10 protein-coding genes and 1 riboswitch are annotated in these 12148 nt (G+C 43.0%); of the genes, 3 read left to right on the forward strand and 7 right to left on the reverse strand.

The annotated features are described in order from the left end of the window. Window positions 1–6 precede the first annotated feature (6 nt). Window positions 7–1758, reverse strand: a complete 1752-nt coding sequence (locus MKY99_RS21415) for a histidine kinase (RefSeq protein ID WP_339266233.1) — start codon at window positions 1756–1758, stop codon at window positions 7–9. A 303-nt stretch (window positions 1759–2061) separates the two neighbouring features. Then, on the reverse strand, window positions 2062–3021 hold the full coding sequence (locus tag MKY99_RS21420; protein WP_076299551.1) for a DMT family transporter: 960 nt from the start codon (window positions 3019–3021) through the stop codon (window positions 2062–2064). A gap of 126 nt (window positions 3022–3147) precedes the next feature. Then, window positions 3148–3296, reverse strand: a riboswitch (FMN riboswitch). A gap of 208 nt (window positions 3297–3504) precedes the next feature. On the opposite strand from MKY99_RS21420, the gene MKY99_RS21425 reads away from it, so the two are divergent. Both MKY99_RS21425 and MKY99_RS21430 read left to right on the forward strand, forming a co-directional pair. Next, window positions 3505–4695, forward strand: coding sequence for a substrate-binding domain-containing protein (locus tag MKY99_RS21425; protein WP_339266235.1), 1191 nt, complete (start codon window positions 3505–3507; stop codon window positions 4693–4695). Between the two features lie 207 nt (window positions 4696–4902). Beyond that, window positions 4903–6399 (forward strand): N-acetylmuramoyl-L-alanine amidase family protein, encoded by a 1497-nt coding sequence (locus MKY99_RS21430; protein WP_076284653.1) that lies wholly within the window; start codon window positions 4903–4905, stop codon window positions 6397–6399. 50 nt (window positions 6400–6449) lie between these two features. Here the strand turns inward: MKY99_RS21430 and MKY99_RS21435 are convergent, their stop codons facing one another. From MKY99_RS21435 to MKY99_RS21455, 5 genes are all read right to left on the reverse strand, one after another. Further along, complete coding sequence (locus MKY99_RS21435) at window positions 6450–6854, reverse strand: VOC family protein (RefSeq protein WP_339266237.1); 405 nt, start codon at window positions 6852–6854, stop codon at window positions 6450–6452. 23 nt (window positions 6855–6877) lie between these two features. Next, complete coding sequence (locus MKY99_RS21440) at window positions 6878–8350, reverse strand: carboxylesterase/lipase family protein (RefSeq protein WP_339266239.1); 1473 nt, start codon at window positions 8348–8350, stop codon at window positions 6878–6880. A gap of 19 nt (window positions 8351–8369) precedes the next feature. Then, window positions 8370–9524 (reverse strand): AI-2E family transporter, encoded by a 1155-nt coding sequence (locus MKY99_RS21445; RefSeq protein ID WP_339266240.1) that lies wholly within the window; start codon window positions 9522–9524, stop codon window positions 8370–8372. A 169-nt stretch (window positions 9525–9693) separates the two neighbouring features. Further along, entirely contained in the window at window positions 9694–9843 is a 150-nt protein-coding gene (locus tag MKY99_RS21450; RefSeq protein WP_188114656.1) for a hypothetical protein, read from the reverse strand. 168 nt (window positions 9844–10011) lie between these two features. Then, entirely contained in the window at window positions 10012–10371 is a 360-nt protein-coding gene (locus MKY99_RS21455; protein ID WP_042190321.1) for a (2Fe-2S) ferredoxin domain-containing protein, read from the reverse strand. 147 nt (window positions 10372–10518) lie between these two features. On the opposite strand from MKY99_RS21455, the gene MKY99_RS21460 reads away from it, so the two are divergent. Continuing rightward, the gene (locus MKY99_RS21460) at window positions 10519–12105 is read left to right on the forward strand and encodes an AraC family transcriptional regulator (RefSeq protein WP_339266242.1); all 1587 of its coding nucleotides are present in this window, start codon (window positions 10519–10521) and stop codon (window positions 12103–12105) included. The last annotated feature ends 43 nt before the right edge of the window (window positions 12106–12148 follow it).

Raw genomic sequence — 12148 nt, forward strand, 5'->3', positions numbered from 1 at the left:
ACCCTCCTAGATGTCATCCATATTATTGTCAGTTAGCGGTAACAACCACTGAAGTTTAACCTGCAATCCTCCGAGTGATGATGGTGCAATCGTCAATCCTGCATCCTCACCAAAACGCAGCCGCATTCTCTGATGCACATTCCAAAGCCCGCAGCCCATTTCTTCATCCATCGCTTTGCCTAGCTTATTTTCCAATACGATAATTTCCTCCGGGGTCATGCCTTTTCCGTCATCCTCAACCGTTAATGTCATAACTCTTCCGTTGCATGTGCCCGTAATTCGCACCAGCCCCTCTTTAGAGACAGGTTCAATCCCATGGATAACCGCATTCTCGACCAAAGGCTGAAGAACCAACGGAGGAAGATCTCTTTTCCGCATTTGCGGCGGGATATGAACATCATATTGAAGTCTGCTCATCCTCATTTTTTGGATCTCCAGATAGTGAGTCACAAATTCCGTTTCTTCAGATAAAGCGACAAGATCGCGTTCTTGGCGGGTCGTATATCTGTAATACCGGGATAAATTATGCGACATACCGACGACAGCACCCATATTATCGAGCTTCGCCATACTCGTAATAAATGAGAAACAATTATAAAAGAAATGCGGATTGATCTGGGATTGAAGCTGCTTTAATCTAGCTTCTCGGACATGGATCTTTTCCATTAACACATTCTCAATCAGCTTCTGAATCTGTTCCACCATGCTATTAAACCTTCCGGACAGGAAGCTGAACTCATTCTTACCTTTGATCTCCACCCGAGCAGAGTAGTCTCCTTGCTTCAATCTCTGGAAGCCTCCAACCAATAATCGAACGGGGACCTGCACCTGAACATATAGTAGATAGGCTACGAGACAGCTCATTAATAACAATGCACCAATAGCAAAATAAAATAAGCGATTGGAGGTTTGGATCGGATGTAGTATTTCTGACAGCGGCATATAGTCGATCAAATACCAGCCCATTTTATCCGAATAGACTATGTTTACACTGTAGGACTCACCATTAATGTTCACTGTACGATTTTCACTTTGCTTCAGCTGCTCTTGCTCCAGCCTTTTTACCAATTCATTAGCTAGCAGCTTGTCAGCACTACGGTTAAAGATAAGTCCAGTACCCTGTTTATAATAAAAAGGATCTCTCCTGCCATCACTTTTGAATTTATCCAGCATATCTTCAATGTTTCGGCTGTCAAACTCCACTTTCATAATCGTATTGACCTTTTCAGGAGTGAACTCTGACATGAAGGGGGTAAAAGAAAACCAAGAGAACACAAAATGGTCGCCATCTTGCTCAACGATCTTTTCTACATGCCAGCCTGACTTAACTTCCCGCTTCAAATCCTCATCCGAATACGGTATAGCATCATTCTCTGACACCATTCGGTGGATGGACGGTGAATAGAGGTACAACTTACTCTTCCAGTTGGAGGAGCTTTCCTGAATACTGATTTTGGTCTGAATCCGCTTAATCAGGTTAATCGCATCCAGGTTCAAATGTGTTCCCTTCAAATAAGTATCCTTCAAGCTCAAAATATCAGGATCATGAATGAGCAGGATCGGCCAGGAGGACAACAGCTCCATATTACTCTCTACTTGATTCTGAAAAAAACTGAGCTGATTGCTGTTCGAAGTATTTAACTCCGTACGTAGCACATCCGTGGTCGTCTTATTGGAATAGAAATAGAGGATCGTAATAGGAATCAGCATGATGACCATGATACTTACGATTTTGGTAAATAAATTATATCTATACACTTTCCTTCACACTCCGACTCAAATGTCATAGCCTCTATTGTACAAATAATCTTCATTAACGCATAGATAATTTCTGCCTGCAAAATGAGGTAGACAGGTGATAGCTTGTTCAAGCACTGTTATCGTCTTCTCTATTGTAAAGGCTTAAATTATTGCGCTATATGCTACGTACGAAACATTTCTGCAGTTTTTGCAGTCTAATGTATTGTAGAGACATACAAAAAGGGATGATCCGAAAGCCGCTAGGCATTCCAGTCATCCCTTTATACTTTATTTAGTTCAATCTATACAATCAGAGTCTGTTCAGAGCGTTTGTGCTTTAGATTGTTGACTCGATATGAAGAATAAAGCGGTCCAGATCAACGCGAACCCGATAATTTGCGGTAGCGTGACGAGCTGCTGGAATACGATCCAGTTAATGATTACTCCCGTCATAGGAAAGCTTAGTTCAGCCAATGTAGCGAAGGAAGCTTTAGTAGTGCTTAGTCCTTTGTAATACATCAGCATACTGAGTAGTCCTGGCAGCAGAGCCTGCAGCAACAAATTAATGGCTATGGCAGCAGATGCACCAAACCCACCATTAATCTGCCAAGGAGCACCTTCTAATGTGGTGATAACGAAAAGCAACGGCAGCGCCAATATAAATCTTAGGGAAGTCACTGTCTCATATTTCATAGACCCAAGCAGATAACGTCCCATTACTGTTGAGCCACCCCACAATGCGGCCGCTCCTAAGGCCATCAGACTGCTAACACCGATAAAGTTGTTCACATGTCCGAATGGAATACTCCAGCCAAAGGTCAGGAGATAGGTTCCTACCAGTGCCACAATAATGAGGATTCCGAAATTTTTAGGCAGACGTTCTTTAAGAATTAAGGCTGCAAGACCGATAGCGAATATCGGCTGAAGCTTTTGCAGCAACAGCACAGCATTTAAATCCCCACTGGAGAGTGCCATCGTAAATAGAATTGTCGCCCCGGCAGAACCTCCCCAGGAAACAATTAGCAAAGCTCCAATCTGGCGAAATCCAATACCTTTTAGCTCCGCCCGGTGACGCCAAAGAACAGGGGAAGCAGCCAAGAAAAGCACCACATGCTCCAAAAGAACAATTTGCGATGAGGTCAAAGATTTTAAGAGGATAATACGAAAGAGCGGATCAACGCCCCATAGTGCTGCACCGAACACAACGAGCCAAAACCCACTGCGTAACGGCGACGTGCTGCTTACCTTATTAGCTGATGATGAAGCTGTTACATTACTCATAATTCCATTCTCCTTGTCGATACAAACCCTCGATAAGAGACCAAAAACCCCCGAATCACCATAAAAGGTCGATTCGGGGGCATTATCAATAAAGACGTACAGGATAGACTCCTAGCGCCTTTATCTTATGATCCTCTCCCATCCGGACTTTACCGTCGGCTCTGGATTCACACCAGATCAGTCACTTCTCTGCAAGCAGAACAAGTGAGTCGCGGGCTCAGTTCGCTTTGAACATTACCGCCGGTTGGGAATTTCACCCTACCCCGAGAATCTTGTATTCCGTTGTTTTTTTCACAATCTCAGAATAAACCTCTTCTTGCCATTCGTCCAGTACTTTATGAAAATATACATAAAATTTTCATGTATCACAGCTTTTCTTACATATTTTATTCGTTATTGTTCTACTGTCTCATCCAAAAAAATCTGTATAATGAAATTATGTTTATTTTTCCATAGTTTAGGAATTTTTCTAAGGAGGTTGTTATGAAGGAATCATTTTGGATGAAGGAGTCATTCTGGACGAAGTTATTGTTCTCCTTTTTTGCTGTCGGAGTCATAGCTTTTTTAGGATTCATAGGTTCGATAATTACCGCGCTTTTCGGGGGACTAATGTTTTATACTCCACTTGTGGCGATTTTATCTGTTGTGATAGCTATTTATGTTGTACTCCTTATATTTAATGTGTTGTCCCGAAAAACAAGCAATATTATATTGCTATCCATCCTCGGACTTAGTGTGCTCGTAACCGCAGGATATGAGATCAAACAAGCATATATCAACAGCATTGCCACGGTCGATGATCGGGAAGTTAATTTGGTACAATACGAACCTTTTGCTGAGAATACCAAAGCAGTGAATTTGGATAAACCTTCTTCATATCATATCGATAACAACTTACCAAAATTGGATGGCGCTACCGCACTATACCCACTGTATTCAGCTTTCGTGCAATCTGCTTATCCTGCGGCAAGTTATAATCCATATGATTTTCAAACAAGTCAAGTGATTTGCAGTAGCACACCGGAAGCTTACAAAAGACTAATCGAAGGTGAAACTGATATTATCTTTGTCGCTGCTCCTTCTCTTGCCCAACAGAAACATGCGAAGCGAAAAGGCGTCGAGCTGAAGCTCACACCCATCGGCCGCGAGGCTTTCGTATTTTTTGTGAATAAACGAAATGAAGTAACTGGACTTTCCACCGCCCAGCTTAAAGATATCTACGCAGGCAAGATCACCAATTGGAAAGATGTAGGCGGAGCTAATAACCGTATTCGCGCTTTTCAACGCCCAGAGGATAGTGGGAGCCAGACGATGCTGCAAAAGTTTATGGGAGACACTACACTCATGACACCTCCTAAGGAAGACGTGGCGGATATTATGAGCGGAATTATTAAACAAACCTCCAGTTATCGCAATTATAAAAATGCACTCGGGTACAGCTTCTTATTTTACGCCTCAGAAATGAATCAAAGTGGGGAAATTGCACTACTCGCCATCGATGGTGTTAAGCCCGACAAAGAGAGTATTCGCAGTGGACAGTACCCTTTGGCTACAGAATTTTATGCTGTGACTGCTGGAAGTGACAACCCCAATATTCAGCCCTTTCTAGATTGGATGCAATCTGCTCAAGGTCAGGAATTGGTAGAAAAAACGGGTTATACTTCTTTGCAATAAAATATTGTTAGGGAAAGAGAGCTAACCCAAATGTTTGGGAAAGCTCTCTTTTCGCTTTTTATACCGAAATTTTTCCTTTTTCACTCTAAAAGAGCGCAACTTTTGGAAACTATTGTCGTTTAAGATTTATATAAGCCGAAACTGCATCATAGGAAGAAAAAGTAAGAATTGCTAGAAACCAAGAAACGGGGATGGTAGGGATTGCAGATGAAGAAGTTTGGTTTTTTGGCGTTACTGCTGCTTTTGTTGGTGCTGGTTCATCCAGGAACTGGTTATGCCGGCTCTGCAGAGACACACATCAATCTAGACGGCAATGATCTTAAGATTTCAAAAGAAGCACAAGTTCAAATTGTAAATGGAAGCGTGATGGTTCCACTTCGCCTCGTTACGGAGCAGCTTGGTTATACCGTGAAATGGGATAATGTGACCAAGACTGCAACCATTGAGCAAAAGGGAACGACATTAAAGCTTATCGTGAATAATGCGATGGCAGAGGCTTCGGGGAAACAGGTAAAACTGGACAACCCTCCTTTTCTCAGTGGCAACACGACCCTCGTTCCTTTGAGATTTGTTGGTGAACAGACAGGAACTACTGTCGGTTGGGATAATGTGACCAAAACGGTATACTTAACTTCTCCAGTACCAGAGATTGGCGGAAGCGAACCAGAAATTACAGTTCCAGACACATCTGTAACCGCACCCTCTGATAATGGATCGAATGGTAACACAACAACTGATGGAAACACCTCGACGGCAGCAGTCACAAATCTTAGCTTCATCGATAACAAGCTCATCATCGCGATGAACGGCAGTGTAACACCAAATGTATTCACAATGACAGATAAAGACCGAATTGTCGTAGATTTACCGAATACCAGCTTTGGCGACAGCTTTCATCAGAACCTTTCTGTCGGAAAAAACCAAAGTGGGCAGTTGACGATTACCGAATATCCTAACGTCTCAACCATTCGTTATTCATTATTCAGTAGTTCTCCCTCTACGATCCGGATTGTGATTGATCTGAACAGCGCGAATAACTACAGTGTAACGAATGCTAACGATGGACTTATTATAGTGGATCTAAATGGGACAAGCACAACGCCTCCTGCAACCACTGTACCTGAAGTACCGGTCACAACGCCTCCACCTTCTACTGGCAACACAGACAAGAAGATAATCGTTATTGATGCAGGACATGGTGGGAAAGATCCTGGCACAGGAAGTAACCGCAAAGAGAAGGATTTCACCTTGCCAACAGCACTAAAAATTGCAGAATTACTAAAGAAAGAGCCAAATATTGAGGTTGTGCTCACTCGAAGTGATGATACATACCCGACCCTGCAGGACAGATCCAACCTCGCCAATAAGGTGAAAGCAGATTTGTTTATCTCTGTTCATGCCAATAGTATCCCAGTGGGCAGTAAGAGCAATCCTAGTGGTACAGAGACCTATTACACACGTAAAGATAGTTTATTATTCGCGCAAACCGTTCATAAATATCTTACTGTTGCTACAGGTCTTCAGGATCGAGGGGTTCGTCAAGCAAATTATCATGTAACAAGAGAAACTAAAATGCCAGCCATTTTATTAGAATGTGGTTACTTAAGTAATACCAAGGACGAAGCATTACTCTTTACGGTAGATGTTCAGAATAGGATAGCCGAAGCAGTAGTTCTAGGGATTAAGGAATATTTAGGTCGATAGAAAAAAGGGGAGCTTCTTAGCCAATTGGCTAAGAAGCTCCCCTTTCTATTTTATTCTTGTTTGTTATTCCAAACACTCATTCGTTCTCTTAGATTAGAAGTGTGTAGCTCTAACTGAATCCCATCTGGATCGAGAAAGTTGACGGTCCAGCCTACTCCCCTTTTAACAGGTCCTCTAATGATTCGTACTTCGTGGGTACGGAGTACCTGTACAGCCTCCTCGAAATGTTCTTCCGCTATACTAAAAGCAACGTGGTCTATCCCAATTACACTGCCCATTAATTCAGTGTATTCTGGCTTTTCAATGAGGCAAATCCATGCGCTTCCCCATTCCAGATAGGCATCTGTATTGCCTTTGTGTATTAGCTGAAGACCCAAAATACCAGTATAAAAATTCAATGAACGTGATAAATCACTCACATTTACCGTCACATGATTAAATCCTTGGACCTTCATCCCCGTTCATCTCCTCAGACTTCTCAAACCAGAATAGAGACAATTCTCTTGCGTTTCTCTGAATCGGGATCTTGAGTTACTCGCATCTCTTCATCAAAGATCAGTGTAGGACGTTCCTCCAGATTATACTCAGGCCATAATAGCTCAGATGTAGCTGGGTTTCCTCGATGAGCAAAGGCAATCCATGCCGTATGCATACTTTCAGCCAATTTTTGCATCGCCGGTGTAATTTCCGCACCCAAGCGAGTTACATGAGACAAATTGTTAAAAGCATAGACAATTTCCGCACCATGTACAGCTTTGTTTAACAATGGATGGCCAGGGACCGTCCCATCAAAACGATACATCCACACAGGCGCATAGGCCAATTGATTCTCAGCTAAGGATATAGAGGTTCCCCAGAAATATAGATCCGTTAGAATCTCCGCCTGGCCTTCCCATGTAGAAGAATAGTGGCTGGCAACCTCCGCCAGACTTCCAGTTCCCATCATCTGCTCCAGCGCCTTGAGCGATTCATCAAAGTCTGCACCTGGTGTTTCTCCCCTAAAAAATAAATTTCCCTCATCTCGATTGGTTCCAATCAACAAAGGAATCCCCTGGGCCGATCCTTCTGCCACAGCCTGTGCAGGATCTACAGGAAGCGTATCCCCATCAATGACAGGCTGAAATAACATGCCTATTGAACCACCCGTTAATTTAATGGTCATTCTTGTGGCTGCTTCTATAATTTGTTCCGCTGAGAACGTATTAAGTAGGCTAGTATCTCCATCGGGAGAAATGCCTAGTTCAGTAAGTAATGCTACAGCAATATCTTTTCCTTGTTGATTTGGCAAGGTTTGAGCAGCCCCACTTTGCATGATCGCTCCAGCAAATAATCCCTTTGCAGCAGGCATAGCCAGAAGGGCAGCGATACTCATGCTGCCAGCTGATTCTCCAAATACTGTAACTCGCTGAGGGTCGCCTCCAAAGGCGGCAATATTAAGCTTTACCCATTCCAGCGCGGCAATTTGATCCAGCAAGCCTTGATTAGACGCAAATCCATCACCAAGCGAAGACAGATGCATAAAACCAAACGGTCCCAGTCGATAATTAATCGTCACCAAGATTACATTACCGTTCTTCGCGAAACTAGTGCCATCAAACTGTGGCTGACTTCCAGCACCAGTCACAAATGTACCCCCGTGGATCCAGAACATTACAGGAAGTGCCTCGCCTGGGGATGCAGGTGACCATACATTTAAATATAAACAATCTTCAGAATGACGAGGTGTTAAGCCACCGAAACGCGTACCTCTCGTATCCGCTGGCTGATGGCTAACTGGACCAAATTCAGAAGCATCTCTAATTCCGCTCCAAGCTTCTGGTGGCTGCGGCGCACGAAATCGAAGCTCTCCAACTGGTGGAGCGGCAAAAGGGATTCCACGCCAAACGTTCACGCCATCCTCCTCTCGTCCTTGAAGCTTACCGTAAGAGGTTACTGCTATCGGTCCTACCATTACATTTCACCCTTCCACATTATTCCTTATTCTCTTCAAACTGCTTATACAATCCGGACTGGAACCGGAACCATTGAAAAATATGTGTAAATACAACCTTGAGCACCGCGTAACCAGGAACTGCAAGGATAATGCCAAGAACGCCGAACATTTTGCCGGCAAAAATAATCACAAAAATGATCGTGATCGGATGAATCTTCAGTGTCTTGCCCATAATCTGCGGAGAGATAAACTTCCCTTCAATCAGCTGTACAGCCGTCCAAACGATGATCATCTTCAGCAGCATAAATGGCGAAGTGACCATGGCCACAATTAAGGCTGGTGTAATAGCAATTGCCGGACCCAAATAGGGAACAACTGCTGTACATGCAGCAGCAATGGCAAGGACAAGTGAATACTCCAGACCAATAATCAAGTAGCCAATATAGAGCAGCGCACCAATGCAGCAGCTTACTATAATTTGCCCTCTAATATAGGAAGATACCTGGGCGTTCATCTCCGACATTACCATCCGAGTCTGCGGCTGCAGCGCGGTAGGTACAAATTTCAAAATGTAATCTGGCAATCTTTTTCCATCACGAAGCAAGTAGAATAGAATAAACGGTGTCGTCACCACCGCCAGCACAATCTCCGTAACGGCTCCGACGAAGCTTCCTACACCTGTTAGCGCATTATTCAGAAAAGAAGTGCCCCAAGCCGTAATTTTACTGGTGATTTCACTTAGGTTAGTTCCTATACTATCTTGAACCTGACCAAAGAATTCGCTTCCCGTCAGATTCATAAATCGTTCCTGGATCAAGTCACTATACCTTGGAAAATCGTCAATCAAACCAGATAATTGCGTTCGAAGAATCGGAATCACCATCACCAGAATCAACGTAATAATACCCGCAATTAACAGATAAAGAATGATGATTGCATACACACGTTTCATCCTGAATCTTTTTCCCATTAGGTCTACTAACGGATTCAGCAAGTAATAAGCGATGCCGGATAGTAACAATGGTGCAGCCACCGTGTGCAGCAATACAGATATAGGCGTAAAAATAAACGGTATCTTTGAGAACACCAGGATAGTTACCCCAGTTAACAATAAAATAAGTAAGGTTACCACAAATTTATTGTTCAGAAAAAACTTCTTAAACTTTCCCGGCCACACCTGCAGCCTCTCCATCGAACCCTCTCCCCCATGCGCCACCTTATATGAAGTGTTATTTTATTCACTTTTTAATAGCATAGTCAACGTTAGGGGCGCAAGTCAAATTTGATATCTGCAATTCTGCCCGCCTTCACAAAACCAATCGATTGATATACTTTGTTAGAATCCGGGTTTTTGGCATCTGCTACGCCATGAATTCTGCAATCGTAGTACTGTATTCTTCAGTCGCAAGCATCATATATGTATGAAAAGTTTCTTCATGTAATTCACAAAAAGATTCCGCAAACAACTGCGCCGTTTCTGCATGATCATCCACTGTAAACCTCTTAAACATGTCTATTCCCCCCAGATCTTCCTTTCATTCAATCATAATCCTCTACTAAACAAAAAGAAACGAAGTTGCTTTCCTGAAAAGACAAAAAAATACCGCCAGCGCATTGACGGTACTTCAATCATTTCTACTTAGATTTCACTTAGCTGCGAACCTTCGATCAGTGGACAGCTATTTTTTCTTCTTCCCTTTAGCTCCCTTGTCATTTGCAGCCATCAGCTGACCATCATATGTGTACAGCAGATGATCTTCAAGTCTCTCGCCCTGTAAATGCTTCCGTACTAGCGATTTCGCTGATTTAGGTGTGATCTCTTTATACCACACGCCTTCAGGGTATGCGATCACGACGCAGGAATCTGAACATCTACCATTACAACGGGTTACCGTCGTATGTATAAGACTCTGTGCACCTTGCTTTTCAATCTCATCTTCTATCGCTTCAGCTACCTCTTCACCTTTATGTTTCTTGCAGCTGCTACCATTACATATCAACAAGTGACTTACGGTTCCTTGTAAATTCCAAGTTGTCATGAAATCCCCATTCCTTTCATACCTAAAAATATTCGTTAGCGGATTATTCTAAACACTATCATAAGAGCCGTTATAGTCAATAGAAAGAAAGACTGGTATACTATAATTGAGAATGATTATCACTGAAAAAAGGGAGCGACTTCTACCATGCCCATCCAATCCGGCGGGATGCCACATCATTCCCATCCTTTTTATATGCCTGTTAAGATTAGTAGCCTAACAAGTCTTTCCCACTACGCAACCGATAACATCCCAGCTACGAATTCCTGTATTATGTTTGTCTGGGAAGGTAAAGGTCAGCTTGAGATAGATGGCGAACTTCATAACCTCGAATCCGGAAGCATCATGATCTTTGCTGCAACTTCAAATTTGAAGCTAGAGAATGAGCAACAGTTACAGGGGATGTGGATAGAGTACACCAGTATGCCCAACCATAGGCAGGAGCATTATTTTCTAAATAGTAGCCCAGCCTCACACCACGCCTCCACACAATTGATCGCATTGTCTGGTGAGCTTTACAGTGCTTGGATAGAACCTGATGATCGGAAACCGTTTAAGGTCCAGCAATTATTCACTCAATTCATCGTGGATCTTCATCATGAATTGGCTGCAAAAAAGGAGACGTCAGGAAGCTGGATTGAAAATGTGTTTGAATACATAGAAGCTCATTACAACGAAGATATTACTCGGGAGCAGATGGCTACGTTAGCTGGGGTAAGCCCTGAACACTTCTCACGTACCTTTCGTAAAATTATGGGCCAAACTTTCAGCGCTTATATTACACTGTTAAGAATCCGCAGAGCACAGCAGCGAATCCTCACCAGTTCCCCAAATCTAACAACACTGGCGCATGAGGTTGGTTATGAAGAAGGAACTTATCTGAGCCGTAAATTCAAGCAGCTTGTGGGTCTTTCACCTACAGCCTATCAGAATAAGAACAAAAAAATTGTTGCTTTAAACTACAATCACACAGCTATCCTACGGGTACTGGAAATTATGCCTCAACTCGGTGTTTATTCGGATTGGCATCGGAGCTTAGAGCAAGTGCCAGCCTCCAAACAACTTACGATGAACGAAGGTAACTCTTCCCTTCTATTTGATTCGATAGCTTTAGCAGAGCCGGATATCATTATCAGCTACAATATTCCTGAGAATAAGATACTGACTCCAGTTGCTCCGGTCATTGAATTACCCTTTATGCAAATGAGCTGGCGAGAGCAATTTGGTTTGATCGCTGATGTAGTCAACCGGCGACAGCGAGCAGAAGAATGGTTAGGTCATTACGATGGGCTCTGCCATACTGCCAATAAGAAACTGAATCATTCGATAGGATCGGAAAGAGGGACAGCTATCGTTTGGGAGCTTAGTTCCCGAGCAGCTTATTGTTTCAGTAGCAGTTACGGTAGGGGGTGTCAGATTTTGTACGGAGATCTTGGATTCAAGCCACCATCCATCATTATGGAGAACGGAATAATGGATTCAGGGTATCTAGTGTCATCTATTGAGGAAATCGGAACCTATCCTGCAGACTATATTATTATCACTAGCATCCCATCATCTTCTGAGGGAAGAAAACGCCTCTCTCACCTTCTGCATTCTCGTGATTGGAAGCAGTTAGATGCAGTCCGTAACAATCGGGTATACATCCTGAACCAGGGTGACATGTTCTATGGATTTGATCCGCTGTCTTCTCAAGCACAGCTTAAAGAATTGCTGCAAGTGATGACATCATAAATATGCACAAACGAAGATCATATTCGTCCATAGTAAATAATCA

The sequence above is a fragment of the Paenibacillus sp. FSL R5-0470 genome, from assembly GCF_037975205.1.
GTDB lineage: Bacteria > Bacillota > Bacilli > Paenibacillales > Paenibacillaceae > Paenibacillus_AQ.

What these genes read in the sequence shown, in the direction of transcription:
- MKY99_RS21425 (WP_339266235.1), top strand. Translation starts at nt 3,505, where the DNA reads ATGAAGGAATCATTTTGGATGAAGGAGTCATTCTGGACGAAGTTATTG.
- MKY99_RS21440 (WP_339266239.1), bottom strand. Translation starts at nt 8,350, where the DNA reads ATGGTAGGACCGATAGCAGTAACCTCTTACGGTAAGCTTCAAGGACGA.
- MKY99_RS21420 (WP_076299551.1), bottom strand. Translation starts at nt 3,021, where the DNA reads ATGAGTAATGTAACAGCTTCATCATCAGCTAATAAGGTAAGCAGCACG.
- MKY99_RS21450 (WP_188114656.1), bottom strand. Translation starts at nt 9,843, where the DNA reads ATGTTTAAGAGGTTTACAGTGGATGATCATGCAGAAACGGCGCAGTTG.
- MKY99_RS21460 (WP_339266242.1), top strand. Translation starts at nt 10,519, where the DNA reads ATGCCCATCCAATCCGGCGGGATGCCACATCATTCCCATCCTTTTTAT.
- MKY99_RS21435 (WP_339266237.1), bottom strand. Translation starts at nt 6,854, where the DNA reads ATGAAGGTCCAAGGATTTAATCATGTGACGGTAAATGTGAGTGATTTA.
- MKY99_RS21445 (WP_339266240.1), bottom strand. Translation starts at nt 9,524, where the DNA reads ATGGAGAGGCTGCAGGTGTGGCCGGGAAAGTTTAAGAAGTTTTTTCTG.
- MKY99_RS21455 (WP_042190321.1), bottom strand. Translation starts at nt 10,371, where the DNA reads ATGACAACTTGGAATTTACAAGGAACCGTAAGTCACTTGTTGATATGT.
- MKY99_RS21430 (WP_076284653.1), top strand. Translation starts at nt 4,903, where the DNA reads ATGAAGAAGTTTGGTTTTTTGGCGTTACTGCTGCTTTTGTTGGTGCTG.